This is a genomic window from Enterobacter sp. 5-4, assembly GCF_000612205.1.
In the GTDB taxonomy this organism is placed as follows: Bacteria; Pseudomonadota; Gammaproteobacteria; order Enterobacterales; family Enterobacteriaceae; genus Enterobacter; species Enterobacter roggenkampii.
This window is the reverse complement of record NZ_JFHW01000026.1, coordinates 121,711-139,762: the sequence shown is the minus strand read 5'-3', so window position 1 is coordinate 139,762 and position 18,052 is coordinate 121,711. Positions and strand designations below refer to the sequence as shown.

Annotated in this window: 15 protein-coding genes; 6 read left to right on the top strand and 9 right to left on the bottom strand. The window is 60.1% G+C overall.

Going from position 1 to position 18,052, the window contains the following annotated elements; all coding sequences use genetic code 11:
• Positions 1-72: 72 nt before the first annotated feature.
• A complete protein-coding gene (gene dacC, locus AA74_RS0117400) occupies positions 73-1,278 on the bottom strand; it encodes a serine-type D-Ala-D-Ala carboxypeptidase (protein WP_008501207.1) in 1,206 nt (401 codons plus the stop codon).
• Positions 1,279-1,519: 241 nt separating this feature from the next.
• Between dacC and AA74_RS0117395 the strand changes: the two genes are divergently transcribed.
• Complete coding sequence (locus AA74_RS0117395) at positions 1,520-2,146, top strand: glutathione S-transferase family protein (protein WP_023326978.1); 627 nt, start codon at positions 1,520-1,522, stop codon at positions 2,144-2,146.
• Here the strand turns inward: AA74_RS0117395 and AA74_RS0117390 are convergent, their stop codons facing one another.
• Together AA74_RS0117390 and bssR are read right to left on the bottom strand one after the other, a co-directional pair.
• A complete protein-coding gene (locus AA74_RS0117390) occupies positions 2,147-3,265 on the bottom strand; it encodes a PQQ-dependent sugar dehydrogenase (protein ID WP_023326977.1) in 1,119 nt (372 codons plus the stop codon). It lies immediately after the preceding gene.
• Positions 3,266-3,371: 106 nt separating this feature from the next.
• Positions 3,372-3,755 carry a biofilm formation regulator BssR gene (bssR, locus tag AA74_RS0117385; protein ID WP_021240947.1) on the bottom strand — a complete coding sequence of 128 codons (384 nt, stop codon included), beginning with the start codon at positions 3,753-3,755 and terminating at the stop codon, positions 3,372-3,374.
• A gap of 216 nt (positions 3,756-3,971) precedes the next feature.
• Here bssR and rimO point away from each other — a divergent pair, with 216 nt between their 5' ends.
• Positions 3,972-5,297: a 30S ribosomal protein S12 methylthiotransferase RimO gene (gene rimO / locus AA74_RS0117380; RefSeq protein ID WP_008501203.1), complete on the top strand. Its 1,326-nt coding sequence runs from the start codon at positions 3,972-3,974 to the stop codon at positions 5,295-5,297.
• Between the two features lie 64 nt (positions 5,298-5,361).
• Here the strand turns inward: rimO and gsiD are convergent, their stop codons facing one another.
• The 5 genes from gsiD to iaaA are packed head-to-tail and all read right to left on the bottom strand — an operon-like array spanning position 5,362 to position 11,584.
• Positions 5,362-6,273 (bottom strand): glutathione ABC transporter permease GsiD, encoded by a 912-nt coding sequence (gene gsiD / locus AA74_RS0117375; protein WP_021240948.1) that lies wholly within the window; start codon positions 6,271-6,273, stop codon positions 5,362-5,364.
• A gap of 1 nt (position 6,274) precedes the next feature.
• Positions 6,275-7,195 (bottom strand): glutathione ABC transporter permease GsiC, encoded by a 921-nt coding sequence (gene gsiC, locus AA74_RS0117370; protein WP_025912892.1) that lies wholly within the window; start codon positions 7,193-7,195, stop codon positions 6,275-6,277.
• 5 nt (positions 7,196-7,200) lie between these two features.
• Positions 7,201-8,739 (bottom strand): glutathione ABC transporter substrate-binding protein GsiB, encoded by a 1,539-nt coding sequence (gene gsiB, locus AA74_RS0117365; RefSeq protein ID WP_025912891.1) that lies wholly within the window; start codon positions 8,737-8,739, stop codon positions 7,201-7,203.
• Between the two features lie 23 nt (positions 8,740-8,762).
• Positions 8,763-10,634, bottom strand: coding sequence for a glutathione ABC transporter ATP-binding protein GsiA (gene gsiA / locus AA74_RS0117360; RefSeq protein WP_025912890.1), 1,872 nt, complete (start codon positions 10,632-10,634; stop codon positions 8,763-8,765).
• A gap of 11 nt (positions 10,635-10,645) precedes the next feature.
• Complete coding sequence (iaaA, locus tag AA74_RS0117355; RefSeq protein ID WP_025912889.1) at positions 10,646-11,584, bottom strand: beta-aspartyl-peptidase; 939 nt, start codon at positions 11,582-11,584, stop codon at positions 10,646-10,648.
• A 187-nt stretch (positions 11,585-11,771) separates the two neighbouring features.
• On the opposite strand from iaaA, the gene moeA reads away from it, so the two are divergent.
• Both moeA and moeB read left to right on the top strand, forming a co-directional pair.
• The gene (gene moeA / locus AA74_RS0117350) at positions 11,772-13,004 is read left to right on the top strand and encodes a molybdopterin molybdotransferase MoeA (RefSeq protein WP_025912888.1); all 1,233 of its coding nucleotides are present in this window, start codon (positions 11,772-11,774) and stop codon (positions 13,002-13,004) included.
• A gap of 1 nt (position 13,005) precedes the next feature.
• Complete coding sequence (moeB, locus tag AA74_RS0117345) at positions 13,006-13,758, top strand: molybdopterin-synthase adenylyltransferase MoeB (RefSeq protein ID WP_025912887.1); 753 nt, start codon at positions 13,006-13,008, stop codon at positions 13,756-13,758.
• A gap of 86 nt (positions 13,759-13,844) precedes the next feature.
• Here moeB and fsa read toward each other — a convergent pair whose 3' ends face one another.
• On the bottom strand, positions 13,845-14,507 hold the full coding sequence (fsa, locus tag AA74_RS0117340) for a fructose-6-phosphate aldolase (protein ID WP_025912886.1): 663 nt from the start codon (positions 14,505-14,507) through the stop codon (positions 13,845-13,847).
• Positions 14,508-14,636: 129 nt separating this feature from the next.
• Here fsa and AA74_RS0117335 point away from each other — a divergent pair, with 129 nt between their 5' ends.
• Both AA74_RS0117335 and AA74_RS0117330 read left to right on the top strand, forming a co-directional pair.
• A complete protein-coding gene (locus tag AA74_RS0117335) occupies positions 14,637-15,536 on the top strand; it encodes a glycyl-radical enzyme activating protein (protein ID WP_025912885.1) in 900 nt (299 codons plus the stop codon).
• A 4-nt stretch (positions 15,537-15,540) separates the two neighbouring features.
• Positions 15,541-17,973: a formate C-acetyltransferase/glycerol dehydratase family glycyl radical enzyme gene (locus AA74_RS0117330; protein WP_023343643.1), complete on the top strand. Its 2,433-nt coding sequence runs from the start codon at positions 15,541-15,543 to the stop codon at positions 17,971-17,973.
• Positions 17,974-18,052: the final 79 nt, after the last annotated feature.

Sequence of the window (18,052 nt, the reverse complement as noted above, 5' to 3'; positions counted from 1 at the left end):
GCGGCTTCGCCTTACCCGGCCTACAACGGCTCGAACGTAGGCCGGGTAAGCGCAGCGCCACCCGGCAAAAACTTAGCTAAACCAGCTGCCAAACCACCCGTGGAATTTCATCATCACGAAATCCCACATCCGGCTGAAGAAGCCGCCCTCTTCCACGGCTTCCATCACAATCAGCGGACGCTGTTCAATCGACTTACCGTTAAGCTGGAAATCAATCGTCCCAACCACCTGGCCTTTTTTCAGCGGGGCGGTGAGCTGTGGGTCGGTCAGAGTGTAGCTGGCCTTCAGGTTTTTCAGCTGGCCGCGCGGAATGGTTACCGAGCCCGCCTCACCCGCGCCCAGGTTCACCTCGCTCTTGTCACCAAACCAGACGCGCTGGCTGACGAACGTGGCATCCGGTTTAATCGGCGTCACGGTTTCGTAAAAGCGGAAGCCCCAGGTCAGCAGTTTTTCTGATTCGTTAAAGCGAATGCGGTCGGTTTTGGTGCCCAGCACTACCGAAATCAGGCGCATGTCGCCCTGGGTCGCGGAGGCCACCAGGTTATAGCCTGCACCCGCCGTGGTGCCGGTTTTCATCCCGTCCACGTTGACGTTGCTGCTCCACAGCAGGCGGTTGCGGTTCGGCTGGCGAATTTTGTTGAAGGTAAACTCTTTCTCTTTGTGGATGGCGTATTCATCCGGCACGTCGTGGATCAGCGCTTTCCCCAGCAGCGCCATGTCGCGCGCGGTGCTGAACTGGCCCGGCGCATCCAGGCCGTGAACCGTTTTGAACGTGGTGTTGGTTAAGCCCAGCTTCTGCGCGTAACCATTCATCAAGCCAATGAAAGAATCCTGGCTGCCGGCAACGTAGTCGGCCAGCGCGATGCACGCATCATTTCCTGACTGAATAATCACCCCTTTATTCAGATCGGAAACGGAGACCTGATCCCCTGGCTTCAGGAACATCACGGAAGATCCGCGCAGGGCCGGGTTGCCGGTCGCCCAGGCGTCTTTCCCGATGGTCACCATATCGTCCAGCTTGATCTTGCCCGCTTTCAGCGCCTGGCCTACCACATAGCTGGTCATGATTTTGGTCAGGCTTGCCGGATCGAGTTTCTCATCCGCATTCCCTTCCGCCAGCACTTTACCGCTGGCGTAGTCCATCAGGATCCAGGCGCGCGCATCCACAGGCGGCGCTTCGGGCGCAGCCTGTTCAGCTGCGTAGAGCGTTGGTGCAAACAGGAAAAGAAGCGCAGAGCCTGCCGCCAGGCTGCGCAGAGAAGTCATTTTACGCGTCATAAATGCCACCCGAGTGTCCATTCAAAAATTACGTCACATCACCGTGTCGCAAGAAGCGATGAGTAATAGCGCACTAAAACCGTTAAAGAAACCCAACGAGGGTAAAGTTATTAAAGTTTATGCAATAACATTCAGATACGCTTTGATTAAGGCGATTTTTTTGTCTTCTGTTGCGTAATTGTTAGGTTTATCTCACCATGGCGAAAAGCTGATTCGGATTCACATCTCATCGGGAGTAAATATGATTACGCTGTGGGGCAGGAATAATTCGACCAACGTTAAGAAAGTGCTCTGGACGCTGGAAGAGCTGGATTTACCGTTCAATCAAATCATGGCAGGCATGGCGTTCGGCGTGAACAAGGAGGCCGACTATCTGGCCATGAACCCGAATGGCCTGGTGCCGCTGCTGCGCGATGATGAAACGGACGCGACGCTTTGGGAGTCCAATACGATTGTGCGTTACCTCGCCGCCCAGTACGGTCAGGGCCGCCTGTGGGTAGAAAACCCGGCCCGCCGCGCCCAGGGCGAAAAGTGGATGGACTGGGCGAACCAGACGCTGTCCCCGACCCACCGCGTGATCCTGATGGGGCTTATCCGCACGCCGGAAGCGGAACGCGATTATCCCGCGATTCATGCCGCGCAGGATGCCTGCGAAAATCTGTTTGCGATGATGGATGACGAGCTGGCGAAGCACGCCTGGTTCTCCGGCGAGGCGTTCGGCACCGGCGATATCGCCGTGGCGCCATTCGTCTGGAACCTGACCAACATGGGCCTGAAGTGGACGCCGCGCCCGCACCTGGAGCGCTGGCTTAAACAGCTGAGCGATCGCCCGGCGTACCGTAACGTCGTGATGATCCCGGTTACCTGATTACGCGCCGGACGGGCTGACTTTCAACAGCTGCCCGTCCGTCTCGTCGGTCAGGACATACAGATACCCATCCGGCCCCACCCGCACATCGCGAATACGCTGATCCCGGTCGCCCAGAATGCGCCCGTCCTCTGTCACCTTGTTACCCTCCACGCTCAGCACGATCACGTCCTTCTCCTTCAGCGCGCCGATAAACAGCTTGTTTTTCCACTGCGGGAAGACGTCGCTGTTGTAGAACGCCATGCCGCTTACCGCGGGTGAGACTTTCCAGACGAACAGCGGCTTCTCGGTGCCCTCAACGTGCTCGCCTTTGGCTTCCGGGATTTTCAGACCGCTGTAGTTAATGCCGTGCGTTGCCAGCGGCCAGCCGTAGTTCTTACCCTTCTCCGGGATATTGATCTCATCCCCGCCGCGAGGGCCGTGCTCGTTCAGCCACAGCGTGTCGCTCCAGGGGTTCATCGCCATCCCCTGCGGGTTGCGGATGCCGTAAGACCAGATTTCAGGTCGCGCACCGGGGGTATTCACAAAGGGGTTATCCGGCGGGACTTTTCCGTCTTCGGTGAGGCGCACCACTTTGCCCTGCAATTTATCCAGATCCTGCGCCGTGGGACGCTGGTTATTCTCGCCGAGTCCGATAAAGAGGGAGCCTTTGCCGTCGAACACCAGCCGTCCGCCGAAATGGTTACCGGTTGAGAGTTTCGGCATCTGGCGGAACGCCACCTGGAATCCCTCGATGCGGGAATAGTCGTCGCTCAGGCGGCCAAAGCCCACCGCCGTTCCGGCTTTGCCGTCATGCCCGGCCTCGGCGTAGCTCAGCCAGACGCGGCGCGACGTTTCAAAATCCGGCGCCAGCACCACATCCAGCAATCCTCCCTGGCCGTTTGCCCAGACCTTCGGTACGCCGACAATCGGATCGGAGAGCCCTTTTCCGGCCTGCCAGCGTTTGAGCTGGCCGCCCTTCAGGGTCACCAGCAGCCCGTTATTATCCGGCAGGAACGCCAGGGACCAGGGGTGATCGAGTCTGTTTTGCAGCACCTCGACCTTCACCGCCTCTGGCGCAGCTAGAAGTGAAAACGGAATAAATAACGCAGGCAGGGAAATCAGCGAGGATCGAGGCATAACGCGCTCCTTTATCGGCATATGGCTTAAAGATTAGCCACTGCGTCCGGGCGCGTTACCACTTTTACAAAAGCTTAAGCAGAAGGGGGAGTTGCCTCCCCCGGGATCAGTGCTGTTCAAGCTGTTTGTGCTCGTTCAGGCACATGATGCATAGAGAGAGCGTTGTCAGGCAGTTTTCAAGCTTCTCCGCGTTTACGGCGATAAAATTCGGGCAGTCGTGGCGTCCGTTCATCAGACACACCCCTGCAATGGAGAGCACCTCGGCGGCGCGGCGCAGCGCGACTTCTTCACTTTCGCCGTAGTTCGCCTGCAGGGCCGGTGCTTTTTCACGCATGAAATTGCAAAGTTCAAACAGGTTATCACGCAGATGTTCGCTTTCGCTGACTGACATATACCCTTTTGCCTTCCTCAACTGCAGGTACGCGGCCAGGTCGATTCGGGCGTTGATCAGCTTGTTCAGCAGATCGCGTTTTAGTCTGTCAACGGTCATGCTCTTTCCTCCTCTGTCAGCCATTGTGCATAGTCAGGATAAGTACATTTTTTGTACAGTTTAATGCCTGGGATCAATTTTTATTAACTGATTAACATTATTTACAATGTTACAACCTCTGCCCGGCGCATCCGCCTTGCAAAGAGTGTATAAATCCCCCGCGATACGCTGTAAAATCCCGCCCTGATAACTCCATAATTGATGAATTTTTAACCTATGAGCAATGTTACGCACCAGCCGAAAATCGGCTTCGTCTCCCTGGGCTGCCCGAAAAACCTGGTGGATTCAGAACGCATCCTGACCGAACTGCGCACCGAGGGCTATGACGTGGTGCCAAGCTACGACAACGCCGATATGGTGATCGTTAACACCTGCGGGTTTATCGACAGCGCGGTCCAGGAGTCACTGGAAGCCATCGGTGAAGCGCTGACCGAAAACGGCAAAGTGATCGTGACCGGCTGTCTGGGCGCGAAAGAAGACCAGATCCGCGAAGTGCACCCGAAGGTGCTGGAGATTACCGGCCCGCACAGCTACGAGCAGGTGCTGCAACATGTTCATCACTACGTGCCAAAACCCAAGCACAACCCGTTCCTGAGCCTGGTGCCGGAACAGGGCGTGAAGCTGACGCCGCGCCACTACGCGTACCTGAAAATTTCCGAAGGCTGCAACCACCGCTGCACCTTCTGCATCATCCCGTCCATGCGTGGCGATCTGGTGAGCCGTCCAATCGGCGAAGTGCTGGCGGAAGCCAAACGTCTGGCCGATGCGGGCGTGAAGGAACTGCTGGTCATCTCCCAGGACACCTCAGCTTATGGCGTGGACGTTAAGCACCGCTCCGGTTTCCACAACGGCGAGCCGGTGAAAACCAGCATGGTCGGCCTGTGCGAGCAGCTGTCCAAACTCGGTATCTGGACGCGTCTGCACTACGTTTACCCGTACCCGCACGTTGACGACGTGATCCCACTGATGGCGGAAGGCAAGATTCTGCCATACCTGGACATCCCGCTGCAGCATGCCAGCCCGCGTATCCTGAAGCTGATGAAACGTCCTGGCTCCGTTGACCGCCAGCTGGCGCGCATCAAGCAGTGGCGTGAGATCTGCCCGGATCTGACCCTGCGCTCCACCTTCATCGTTGGCTTCCCGGGTGAAACCGAAGAAGATTTCCAGATGCTGCTCGACTTCCTGAAAGAAGCGCGTCTGGACCGCGTCGGCTGCTTCAAATACAGCCCGGTAGAAGGCGCAACCGCTAACGAGCTGGCGGATCAGGTGCCGGAAGAGGTGAAAGAGGAGCGCTGGAACCGCTTCATGCAGCTTCAGCAGCAGATTTCTGCCGAACGTCTGCAGGAGAAAGTGGGCCGCGAGATCATGGTTATCATCGACGAAGTGGACGAAGAAGGCGCGATTGGCCGCAGCATGGCGGACGCCCCTGAAATCGACGGTGCGGTGTACCTGAATGGCGAAACCAACGTTAAGCCGGGTGATATTATTCGCGTGAAGGTTGAAAACGCGGATGAGTATGACCTATGGGGTAGCCGGGTTTAATTCCCCCCACTCCGCTTTTGTAGGCCGGGTAAGGCGTAGCCGCCACCCGGCACATTTCACTGCACTACCCCTTTATCCTCGGATCCAGCGCGTCGCGCAGCCCATCCCCCAGCAGGTTAAACGCCAGCACGGTCAGGAAAATCGCCAGACTCGGGAAGATCGCCACGTGTGGCGCAATCACCATATCGGCCCTCGCCTCGTTCAGCATCGCGCCCCACTCCGGTGTCGGAGGCTGTGCCCCTAGCCCCAGAAACGACAGGCTGGCCGCCGAGATTATCGACACGCCAATACGCATGGTGAAGTAGACCACGATGGACGACACCGTCCCCGGCAGAATATGGCTGAAGAGGATGGTCGCATCGCTGGCCCCCATACTGCGGGCCGACTCGATGAAGGTCTGCTGTTTCAGCACCAGCGTGTTGCCGCGCACCAGGCGGGCAAAGGCCGGAATCGAAAACACCGCGACCGCAATGATGACGTTGGCCATGCCGCTGCCCATGATCGCCACCACGGCAATCGCCAGCAGAATGCCGGGGAAGGCAAACAGCACGTCGCAGATGCGCATGATGATGCGGTCCCACCAGCCTTCGTAATAGCCGGCGACCAGCCCCAGCACGATCCCGATAGCCGCGCCGATCAGCACCGCAAACACCCCGGCGGCTAGCGAGATCTGCGCCCCCACCAGCACCCGGCTAAAGATATCCCGCCCGAGAGAGTCCACGCCGAACCAGTGGAGCATTGAGGGCCCGTCGTTCAGGCGGTCGTAGTCAAAATAGTTTTCCGCATCAAACGGCGCCACCCACGGCGCCACGATCGCCACCACGATCAGCAGCAGCACGAACAGCCCCGCCGTCATCGCGACCGGCTGGCGGCGGAAACGCCGCCAGAATTCAGACCACGGGGTGCGGATGTGGTCCGGTTTTAGCCCCGGCATGGCGTTTAATACGGCCTGACGCCGCCAGTTCAATAATCGCATCTTACTTATACCTGATGGCCGGGTTAATGGCGGCGTAGAGCACGTCCACCACGAGGTTGATAAGAATAAACTCCAGCGAGAAAAGCAGGACTTCCGCCTGAATCACCGGGTAGTCGCGCATCTCGACGGAATCGACCAGCAGACGTCCCAGCCCCGGCCAGTTGAAGACCTTTTCCACCACGATAGAGCCGCCCAGCAGGAAGCCAAACTGCAGCCCCATCATCGTCACCACCGGGATCATCGCATTGCGGAACCCGTGCTTGAGAATGACCCACTTCTCGCTGACCCCTTTCGCCCGCGCGGTGCGAATATAATCTTCGCTCAGCACGTCAACGAACGAGGCGCGGGTAAAGCGGGCCATCACCGCCGACACGGCAGCCCCCAGCGTCATCGAGGGTAGAATGTAATGCTTCCAGGTATCGGCCCCGACGGTGGGCAGCCAGCCCAGCTCAACGGAGAAGACCTGCATCAGCAGCATCCCCAGCGCGAACGCCGGGAAGGAGATGCCGGTCACCGCCAGCGCCATGCCGAGCTTGTCCGGCCAGCGGTTGCGCCAGACGGCCGCCACAATCCCGGCGCCAAGTCCGAACACCACCGCCCAGCTCATGCTGGCTAACGTTAACCAGAACGTGGGCATAAAGCGGCTGGCGATCTCCTCCGACACCGGACGACGCGACACCATCGAGATACCAAAATCACCCTGCAGAACGTTGCCAATATAGTGCAGAAACTGCATATACAGCGGCTGGTCAAGACCAAGCTGTTTACGCACCAGCTCAATGACCGTGGCATCCGCTTCAGGCCCGGCAACCAGACGCGCCGGATCGCCCGGCAGCATATGGACAAACAAAAACACCAGCACCGCCACAATCAGTAGCGTCGGGATAAGCCCCAGCAGGCGTTTACAAACATAGTTCAGCATGGGCGTTATTTTAAATCCGCATCGTCAAAGCTAAAGCCCGTATCCGGCATGATGTAGAACCCGGTCAACGCTTTGTTATGGGCTGACACCAGTTTCTCCACCACCAGCGGCACCCACGGCGACTCTTTCCAGATGATGTCCTGCGCGTCCCTGTAGAGGCGTGCCTTCTCGTCCGGTTTGGTGGTTTTCAGCGCATCGGCCAGGTCTTTGTCCACCTGCGGGTTGCTGTAGAATGCGGTATTGAACAGGGTTGGCGGCCAGTTCTGCGAGGCAAACAGCGGCGACAGCGCCCAGTCGGCTTCACCGGTCGAGGCCGACCAGCCGGTGTAGAACATCCGCACGCCGCTCTCTTTCTGCCCTTTACCCTCGACCTCTGCCGCACGCTGTCCGGCATCCATGGCGGTAACCTGCGCCTTAATCCCCACCTGCGCCAGCTGCTGCTGGGTAAACTGCAGCACCTTCTGGGCGGTACTGTGGTTATGCGACGACCACAGCGTGGTGCTAAAGCCGTTCGGATAGCCCGCCTCCTTCAGCAGCTCGCGCGCTTTGGCCGGATCGTACGGCCACGGCTGATAGCTTTGCGCATACGCGATAGCCGGCGGCAGCACGCCGGTGGCCGGGGTGGCATAGCCCGCAAAAGCGACCTTCACCAGCGCCTGGCGGTTAATGGCATAGTTAATGGCTTCGCGCACCTTCGGATTATCGAACGGCTTTTGCGTGACGTTCATGCTGATGTAGCGCTGCATGATCGACGGGCTGGCGACCAGCTCCAGCTTGCTGTTTTTCTCCAGAATGGCGGCCTGCTCGTACGGGACCGGGAAGGCAAACTGCGCCTCGCCGGTTTGCAGCATCGCCGCACGGGTGTTGTTATCCACTACCGGACGCCAGGTGATGGTGTCCAGCTTCGGCAGCCCTTTCTGCCAGTATCCCGCGTATTTCTTCACCTTCACAAAATCGGTCTGATTCCAGGTGACCAGCTCGTACGGACCGGTACCGACCGGGTGGAAGCCGATCTCCTTGCCGTATTTCTTCAGCGCGGCAGGGGAGATCATCGCCGTCGCCGGGTGCGCCAGAATATTGATAAACGCGGAGAACGGCTCTTTCAGGGTGATTTTTACCGTCGCCGGGTCGACCACCTCGGTTTTGGCGATGTTTTTATAGAGGTTATAACGCTTGAGGCTGTTTTCAGGATTGCTGGCGCGATCGAGGTTAACCTTCACCGCGTCTGCATTAAAGTCGGTGCCGTCCTGGAATTTCACCCCGGTTTTGAGCTTAATGGTGTACACCAGCCCGTCATCCGAAACGGTGTACCCCTCCGCCAGCACGTTTTTAAGCTTCATCTCTTTATCCAGGCCAAACAGCCCCTGGTAGAACGATTTCGCCACCGCCTGGGAGAGCGTGTCGTTAGCGTCATACGGATCCAGCGTGGTGAAGTTAGAGCCGACGGCGACCACCACATCTTTGGCAGCGAACGCGGGGGCAGCGGCCAGGGCTGCCGTCACGCTCGCGGCTAACAACCATCTACGCGCTACAAATGTAACCATTATGTTCTCCTGCCTGTTGAAAGTTATAACCGCGAAAAAGCATTGTCCTGACGCGGGGGAGCCACGAAATGACCCGGCCCGACCTCACGCAACGCCACGCGCTCCACGGCCTCGCCGCGTTTACGAATATTGCTCGGCATTTCATCCTGCAGCAGCACGCGCTGGCCGTGACGATGCGCCGGATCGGCGACCGGGACCGCCGCGATGAGCTTGCGGGTATACGGATGCTGTGGGTTCTCGAACACCGCTCTTCGCGGACCGATTTCCACAATTTGCCCCATAAACATCACCGCCACGCGATGGCTGATGCGCTCAACCACCGCCATGTCGTGCGAGATAAACAGGAAGGCGATCCCCATATCCCGCTGTAAATCCAGCAGCAGATTGATGATTTGCGCCCGGATAGAGACATCCAGCGCCGAGACGGATTCATCCGCAATCACCACTTTTGGGTTCAGCGCCAGCGCGCGGGCGATGCAGATACGCTGCCGCTGCCCGCCGGAAAACTCGTGCGGATAACGCCAGGCGTGTTCCGGCTTCAGGCCAACGCGCTCCAGCAGCCAGGCCACGCGACGCTGCGCCGCCTCGCCGTCGAGCAGGTTATGCACCCGCAGCGGCTCCATAATCGAATACCCCACCGTATGTCGCGGATCGAGAGAGGCATACGGATCCTGAAAAATAAACTGAATATCCCGCCGCACCGCCTGCAGCCTGCTGTCCGGAAGGGTATCAATGCGCTCGCCGTTAAAGGTAATGCTGCCCTCCTGCGCGTCCACCAGACGGAGCAACGCGCGCCCGGTCGTGGATTTACCGCAGCCGGACTCCCCTACCAGCGCCAGCGTTTCGCCCGGCCAGAGGTCGAAGCTGACGTTTTCCACCGCGTGCACTTCGCGCTTTACGCGGTTCAACACACCGCTGCGCAGCGGAAAACGCGTGACCAGATTGCGCACTTCCAGAATGGGCTTGCCCGGCACCACGGTGTCCTGCTCGCGTTCCTCCTCCTGCGGCTCAGACGCCTCCAGGGAGATCAACGGAAAACGACGCGGCAGATCGCTGCCGTTCATCGCCCCCAGGCGCGGAACCGCCGCCAGCAGCGCTTTGGTGTAAGGATGCGCGGGCGCGTGAAAAATCTGCTCGACCGGGCCGGTTTCCACCGCGCTGCCCTTGTGCATCACCAGCACCCGATCGGCGATATCGGCGACCACGCCCATATCGTGGGTGATGAAAATCACCCCCATCTCCATCTCCAGCTGCAGCACCTTGATGAGCTGCAGGATCTGCGCCTGAATCGTCACGTCCAGCGCCGTCGTTGGTTCATCGGCGATCAGCACCGCCGGACGGCAGGAGAGCGCCATGGCAATCATCACCCGCTGTCGCATGCCGCCGGAAAGCTGATGCGGATAGCGGCTCAGGATGGCCTGCGCCTCCGGAATGCGCACCAGCTCCAGCATGCGTCTGGCCTCCCTGAGCGCCTCATCACCGCTTAGCCCCTGATGCAGGCGGATGGACTCGGCAATTTGTTCCCCGACCGGGAACACCGGGTTCAGGGAGGTCATCGGCTCCTGAAAAATCATCGCAATGTCCGCCCCGCGCACGCCCTGCATCTGCGCGCCGCTCAGCTCGTTTAAATCAATGACCTGACGGTTACGGCGGCGCAGCAGCATTTTCTCGCTGCTGATTTGCCCGCCCGTCTGTTCCAGCAGGCGCATCAGCGCCAGCGCGGTGACCGATTTCCCGGAGCCGGACTCGCCAACAATCGCCAGCGTCTCGCCGCGCCTGAGCGTGAACGATAAATTCTGTACTGCGGGGATGAACTGCCGCTCTTCCTGAAACGCAATATTCAGCTGATGGACAGCCAGCACTTCGCGGTTGTCCAGCTCTTCACTGTGCGGCACGCGCTGCCCCCTTATTCACGATAGATCCCCGTGCTCGGCTCATCGCCGGCATAGCCCCAGGCGCGGTACATGCCTTCGCTGTTGAACGGCAGGGCCACGTTACCCTCGCGATCCACCGCAATCAGCCCGCCGACGCCGCCCAGGGCAGGCAGTTTCTCCATCACCACGCGCTCGCAGGCTTCGCTGAGGCTTAAACCGCCGTAATCCATCAGCGCGGTAATGTCGTAGGCCGCAAGGGCACGAATAAAGACTTCCCCGGTGCCGGTACACGACACCGCCGCCGTCGCGTTATTGGCATAGCAGCCGGCGCCCGGCAGCGGGCTGTCGCCCACGCGTCCGGGGAGCTTGTTGGTCATCCCGCCCGTGGAGGTTGCCGCCGCGAGGTTGCCCGCTTTGTCGAGCGCCACCGCGCCGACCGTGCCCATTTTGCTGCGCTCATCCAGCGGCGCAGTATGGTCAAGCTGCGTCATACCCGCCGAACGGGCGTCCAGCAGCTGCTGATAGCGCGCCTCTGTGGAAAACAGATCGGGCGATACCGGCTCCATTCCGTGTTCGAAGGCAAACCTCTCCGCCCCCGCGCCCGTCAGCAGCACGTGCGGGCTCTCTTCCATCACCAGACGCGCGGCCAGCACCGGGTTACGCAGGTGGCTGACGCCTGCCACGGCCCCCGCTTTCAGGGAGATACCGTCCATGACGCAGGCATCCAGCTCGTGGGTTTCATCCCGGGTAAAGACCGAACCTATCCCCGCATTAAATAACGGGCACTCCTCCAGCAGGCGTACCGCCTCGGTGACCACGTCCAGCGCGCTCTCGCCCGCTTCCAGCATTTTCTGGCCCGTTTCGACAATGGCGTACAGCGCGTCGATGTAGCGCTTTTCCTGCTCAGGAGTGAGCTGTGCACGGGTGATTGCCCCGGCCCCGCCATGAATTGCGATTACCGCCTTAACCATTCGCATCACCCGTTAGCCTGTTTTGCGGCTTTTTCTATAAATATCATTATCGTCGACGAAACTTCAGATGATTTTTGAATATAGAAAGACGTAACAGTGATGTAAAGCGTACACCCTCCGGTCATACAGTTAGCCGCACTTTTCTGCCATAATGGACGCTTTCGTTGTTACTCCGCAGGAGCCCACCATGGATTTTACCGCCGGACTGATGCCGCTTGAGACGGCACTCACGCAGATGCTTGACCGAGTTTCCCCGCTGCATGACGTTGAGACGCTGCCCCTCGTGCGCTGTTTTGGCCGTATTGCCGCACGCGATATCGTCTCCCCGCTCAACGTGCCGGGGTTTGATAACTCCGCGATGGACGGTTACGCGGTACGCCTGGCGGATCTCCAGACGGGTAACGCCCTGCCGGTGGCGGGTAAAGCCTTTGCGGGTCAGCCGTTTAGCGGCGAATGGCCTGCGGGCACCTGCGTGCGCATCATGACCGGCGCGCCAGTTCCGGCTGGCTGCGACGCTGTCGTCATGCAGGAAGAGACCGAACAGACCGACAACGGCGTGCGTTTTACCGCCAGCGTCAAAGCGGGCCAGAACATCCGCCGCACGGGCGAAGACATTACCCTCGGCGCGACCGTTTTTGCCGCCGGGCAAAGGCTGACGGTGGCGGAGCTGCCGGTGCTGGCCTCGCTCGGCATCGCGGAAGTTGACGTTATCCGCAAAGTGCGCGTCGCCGTTTTCTCCACCGGCGACGAGCTGCAGCTTCCGGGCCAGCCGCTGCAGGACGGCCAGATTTACGACACCAACCGCCTGGCGGTACACCTGATGCTGGAGCAGCTGGGCTGCGACGTGATTAACCTCGGCATTATTCCAGACGATCCGGAAAAACTGCGCGCGGCGTTTATCGAGGCGGATAAATCCGCCGACGTGGTCATCAGCTCCGGCGGCGTCTCCGTGGGCGAAGCGGATTACACCAAAACCCTGCTTGAAGAGCTGGGCGAAATCGCCTTCTGGAAGCTGGCGATCAAGCCGGGCAAGCCGTTCGCGTTTGGCAAGCTTCCACACAGCTGGTTCTGCGGCCTGCCGGGTAACCCGGTCTCGGCGGCACTTACCTTCTACCAGCTGGCGATCCCGCTGCTGGCGAAGCTTTCCGGCAACAAGGCCAGCCCGCTGCCGGAACGCCTGCGCGTGCGTGCTGCGACGCGGTTGAAAAAATCACCGGGCCGTCTCGACTTCCAGCGTGGCATTCTGGCGCGCGGCGCGGACGGTGAGCTCGAAGTGAGCACCACCGGACATCAGGGCTCGCACATTTTCAGCTCCTTCAGTCTGGGCAACTGCTTCATCGTGCTGGAGCGCGAGCGCGGCAACGTGGAAGTCGGCGAATGGGTTGAGGTTGAGCGCTTTAACCACCTGTTCGGAGGCTGACATGGCGGTGGAGCTGAGCGACCCGGAGATGATGCGCTACAACCGCCAGATTGTGCTGCGCGGGTTTGATTTCGAAGGTCAGGAAGCGCTCAAGGCGGCCAGCGTGCTGGTCGTCGGGCTGGGCGGGCTGGGCTGCGCCGCCGCGCAGTACCTTGCCGCGGCGGGCGCAGGAAGCATGACGCTGCTGGATTTCGATACCGTGTCGGTGTCCAACCTGCAGCGCCAGACGCTGCACAGCGACGCGACGGTGGGCCAGCCGAAAGTGGAATCCGCCAGGGCTGCGCTGGCGCGTATCAACCCCCACGTTCAGTTCACGCTAATTGACGAAATGCTGGATGACGACGCGCTCTCCGCGCAGATTGCCCGGCACGATCTGGTCCTGGACTGCACCGATAACGTCACCGTCCGTAATCAGCTCAACGCGGGCTGTTTTGCTCACAAAACCCCGCTGGTTTCCGGGGCGGCGATCCGCATGGAGGGGCAAATCAGCGTCTTCACGTACGCCGAGGGTGAACCCTGCTACCGCTGCCTGAGCCGTCTGTTTGGCGAGAATGCGCTGACCTGCGTTGAGGCGGGCGTGATGGCGCCGCTCGTCGGCGTGATTGGTTCACTGCAGGCAATGGAAGCGATCAAGGTGCTGACGAATTACGGCACGCCCGCCGCGGGGAAAATCGTGATGTATGACGCGATGACCTGCCAGTTCCGCGAGATGAAGCTGATGCGTAACCCGGGGTGTGAGGTGTGTAGCCAGTAAAAAAGTCGGGTGGCGGCTTAGCCTTACCCGACCTACAACGGCTCGAACGTAGGCCGGGTAAGCGTCAGCGCCACCCGGCAACCGCGTCAGATGGACGTCCGTCCAAACGCCCCCTGCCAGTCCTGCTCAAACTTCACAATCGCTGCGTCTACCGCCGGAGAGGTAATAAACTGCTGCGCCACGTCCAGCGGCAGCGTGATGGACTCGCAGCCTGCCAGCAGGCAGTCCAGCGCCTGACGCGGGGTTTTAAAGCTCGCGGCCAGCACCTTTGACTGCGGCGCGTGCAGCGTCAGCAGCTGTTGCAGCTCAATTACGGTCTGAATCCCGTCCCCGCCCTGCGCGTCCACGCGGTTAACGTAAGGGGCCACATACTCCGCCCCCGCCAGCGCGGAGAGCATTCCCTGCGCGGCACCGTAGACCGCCGTGCCCAGGGTCGGGATCCCTTCCGCCTTCAGCATCTTGATCGCCGCCAGCCCTTCTGCGGTCACCGGCACTTTCACCACCAGATCGTTAATGATGGCGCGCAGCTTACGCGCGTCTTCCACCATCCCTTCGGCGGTGGTCGCCATCACCTGCGCGAACAGACGGCCTTTACCGCCCAGCGCGTCGTGCAGCGCGGACAGCAGTTCGTCGAGCGGCGTTTTACCGGCCGCAACGATGCTTGGGTTGGTGGTCACGCCCGCCAGCGGGAAGATACGCGCCAGCTTTTTGACTGCCGCAACGTCAGATGTGTCGAGATAAAGTTCCATGATGTCACCTTCAAAATTAGCCTGCACTTACCCTATCACGACAAAACCTGCTCAAGAGTTGACCTGCATCAAGATAACTTTCATTCGAAAGTAATTTAATTTTCATATGCAAGATGAGAGGCGAAAAACATGATCTTCAATATTCAGCGTTACTCTACCCACGACGGCCCCGGAATTCGTACCGTGGTGTTCCTGAAAGGCTGCTCGCTGGGCTGTCGCTGGTGCCAGAACCCGGAAAGCCGCTCCCGCAGCCGGGACGTGCTGTTTGATGCGCGTCTGTGCCTGGACGGCTGCGACCTGTGCCAGCAGGCGGCACCGGGCTGCATCGAACGCGCGCTGAATGGCCTGGTCATCCACCGCGAAAAGCTGAGTGAAGAGACGCTTGATGCCCTCACCGACTGCTGCCCGACGCAGGCGCTGACCGTTTGCGGCGAAGAACAGCAGGTCGAGGAGATCATGGCGACCGTACTGCGCGATAAACCCTTTTACGACCGCAGCGGCGGCGGGATCACCCTCTCCGGCGGCGAACCGTTTATGAACCCGGAGCTGGCGCACGCGCTGTTTAAAGCCAGCCATGACCAGGGTATCCACACCGCCGTCGAAACCTGCCTTCACGTGCCGTGGCACTATATCGAGCCGTCATTACCGTACGTCGATCTGTTCCTCGCCGACCTGAAGCATGTCGACGGAGACGTTTTCAAGCAGTGGACGGACGGTTCGGCTAAGCGCATCCTGGACAACCTGAAACGCCTGGCCGCCGCCGGGAAAACGATCACCATCCGCGTGCCGCTGATCCAGGGCTTCAACGCGGATGAAGCCTCCATCACCGCCATTACCAACTTCGCTGCCGATGAGCTCGGCGTCGACGATATTCATTTTCTACCGTATCACACGCTGGGCATGAACAAATACACCCTGCTCGGCCAACCCTACTCTGCCCCTGACAAACCGCTGGATAACCCTGCCCTGCTGGACTTCGCGCAGCAGTACGCCTGCCAGAAAGGGTTAACCGCGACCTTACGAGGATAAACTTATGACAACCCTGAATCTCAATACCCTCAGCGAGCGCATTAAGGCGCACAAAACGGCGCTGGTACATATCGTTAAGCCGCCGGTCTGTACCGAGCGTGCCCAGCATTACACCGAAATGTACCAGCAGCACATGGACAAGCCGATCCCGGTCCGTCGCGCCCTGGCGCTGGCGCATCACCTGGCCGAGCGTACCATCTGGATCAAACACGACGAGCTTATTATCGGTAACCAGGCCAGCGAAGTGCGCGCCGCACCGATCTTCCCGGAATACACCGTCTCCTGGATTGAGAAAGAGATTGACGACCTGGCGGATCGCCCGGGCGCGGGCTTTGCGGTGAGCGAAGAGAACAAGCGTGTGCTGCATGAGATCTGCCCGTGGTGGCGCGGCCAGACGGTGCAGGACCGCTGCTACGGCATGTTCACCGACGAGCAGAAAGGCCTGCTGGAAACCGGCATCATCAAAGCCGAAGGCAACATGACCTCCGGCGACGCGCACCTGGCGGTGAACTTCCCGCTGGTACTGGAGAAAGGTCTCGACGGCCTGCGCGCCAAAGTGGCCGAGCGCCGCTCGCGCATCAACCTGACGGTGCTGGAAGACCTGCACGGCGATCAGTTCCTGAAAGCCATTGATATCGTGCTGGAAGCCGTCAGCCTGCACATCAAACGCTTCGCCGATCTGGCGCGCGAGATGGCCTCCACCGAAACCCGCGTAAGCCGCCGCGACGAGCTGCTGGCAATGGCGGAAAACTGTGACGTAATCGCCCACGAGCCGCCAAAAACCTTCTGGCAGGCGCTGCAGCTGTGCTACTTCATTCAGCTGATCCTGCAGATTGAGTCCAACGGCCACTCCGTCTCCTTCGCGCGTATGGACCAGTATCTCTATCCGTACTACCGCCGCGACGTGGAGCTGAACCAGAGCCTGGACCGCGAGCACGCCATCGAGCTGCTGCACAGCTGCTGGCTGAAATTGCTGGAAGTGAACAAGATCCGCTCCGGCTCGCACTCGAAGGCTTCCGCCGGTAGCCCGCTGTACCAGAACGTCACCATCGGCGGCCAGAAGCTGGTCAACGGTGAGCCGATGGACGCGGTGAACCCGCTCTCCTACGCGATTCTGGAATCCTGCGGTCGCCTGCGCTCCACCCAGCCGAACCTGAGCGTGCGCTATCACGCGGGCATGAGCAACGACTTCCTCGACGCCTGCGTGCAGGTGATCCGCTGCGGCTTCGGGATGCCTGCGTTCAACAACGATGAAATCGTCATTCCGGAATTCATCAAGCTCGGCGTTGAACGCGACGACGCCTACGACTACGCGGCCATTGGCTGCATCGAAACCGCGGTAGGCGGCAAGTGGGGCTACCGCTGCACCGGCATGAGCTTTATCAACTTCGCCCGCGTGATGCTGGCCGCGCTGGAAGGCGGCCGCGACGCCACCAGCGGCAAGGTGTTCCTGCCGCAGGAGAAAGCCCTCTCTGCCGGTAACTTCGATAACTTCGACGAAGTGATGGCAGCCTGGGATAGCCAGATCCGCTACTACACCCGCAAATCCATCGAGATTGAGTACGTCGTGGACACCATGCTGGAGGAGAACGTCCACGACATTCTCTGCTCGGCGCTGGTGGACGACTGCATCGAGCGCGCGAAAAGCATCAAGCAGGGCGGCGCGAAGTATGACTGGGTGTCCGGCCTGCAGGTGGGCATCGCCAACCTCGGCAACAGCCTGGCGGCGGTGAAGAAGCTGGTGTTCGAACAGGGCGTCATCGGTCAACAGCAGCTGGCGGCGGCGCTGGCCGATGATTTCGATGGCCTGACCCACGAGCAGCTGCGTCAGCGCCTGATCAACGGCGCGCCGAAGTACGGCAACGACGACGACAGCGTGGATATGCTGCTGACCCGCGCCTATCAGACCTACATTGAAGAGCTGAAGCAGTACCATAACCCGCGCTACGGCCGCGGCCCGATTGGCGGTAACTACTACGCGGGCACCTCTTCCATCTCCGCGAACGTGCCGTTTGGCGCGGCGACGATGGCGACACCGGACGGACGTAAGGCGCATACCCCTCTGGCGGAAGGGGCCAGCCCGGCTTCGGGTACGGACCACCTCGGCCCGACGGCGGTAATTGGCTCGGTGGGCAAACTGCCGACGGAAGCGATTCTCGGCGGCGTGCTGCTGAACCAGAAGCTGAACCCGTCGACGCTGGAAAACGACAGCGATCGCCAGAAGCTGATGGTGCTGCTGCGCACCTTCTTCGAGGTGCATAAGGGCTGGCATATTCAGTACAACATCGTCTCGCGCGAAACGCTGCTGGAGGCGAAGAAACACCCGGACCAGTACCGCGACCTGGTGGTGCGCGTCGCGGGTTACTCGGCGTTCTTCACCGCCCTGTCGCCGGATGCGCAGGACGATATTATCGCCCGTACTGAGCATACGCTGTAAGAAAACGCCCGGTGGCGCTGCGCTTACCGGGCCTACAGAGTCTCCCCGTAGGCCGGGTAAGGCGAAGCCGCCACCCGGC

Bases quoted from the DNA above. Each gene is read 5' to 3' on its own strand.
- AA74_RS0117390 (WP_023326977.1), bottom strand. From the start codon at position 3,265: ATGCCTCGATCCTCGCTGATTTCCCTGCCTGCGTTATTTATTCCGTTT.
- moeB (WP_025912887.1), top strand. From the start codon at position 13,006: ATGGCGGTGGAGCTGAGCGACCCGGAGATGATGCGCTACAACCGCCAG.
- gsiB (WP_025912891.1), bottom strand. From the start codon at position 8,739: ATGGTTACATTTGTAGCGCGTAGATGGTTGTTAGCCGCGAGCGTGACG.
- gsiC (WP_025912892.1), bottom strand. From the start codon at position 7,195: ATGCTGAACTATGTTTGTAAACGCCTGCTGGGGCTTATCCCGACGCTA.
- bssR (WP_021240947.1), bottom strand. From the start codon at position 3,755: ATGACCGTTGACAGACTAAAACGCGATCTGCTGAACAAGCTGATCAAC.
- dacC (WP_008501207.1), bottom strand. From the start codon at position 1,278: ATGACGCGTAAAATGACTTCTCTGCGCAGCCTGGCGGCAGGCTCTGCG.
- fsa (WP_025912886.1), bottom strand. From the start codon at position 14,507: ATGGAACTTTATCTCGACACATCTGACGTTGCGGCAGTCAAAAAGCTG.
- moeA (WP_025912888.1), top strand. From the start codon at position 11,772: ATGGATTTTACCGCCGGACTGATGCCGCTTGAGACGGCACTCACGCAG.
- AA74_RS0117395 (WP_023326978.1), top strand. From the start codon at position 1,520: ATGATTACGCTGTGGGGCAGGAATAATTCGACCAACGTTAAGAAAGTG.
- AA74_RS0117330 (WP_023343643.1), top strand. From the start codon at position 15,541: ATGACAACCCTGAATCTCAATACCCTCAGCGAGCGCATTAAGGCGCAC.
- rimO (WP_008501203.1), top strand. From the start codon at position 3,972: ATGAGCAATGTTACGCACCAGCCGAAAATCGGCTTCGTCTCCCTGGGC.
- gsiD (WP_021240948.1), bottom strand. From the start codon at position 6,273: ATGCGATTATTGAACTGGCGGCGTCAGGCCGTATTAAACGCCATGCCG.
- iaaA (WP_025912889.1), bottom strand. From the start codon at position 11,584: ATGGTTAAGGCGGTAATCGCAATTCATGGCGGGGCCGGGGCAATCACC.
- AA74_RS0117335 (WP_025912885.1), top strand. From the start codon at position 14,637: ATGATCTTCAATATTCAGCGTTACTCTACCCACGACGGCCCCGGAATT.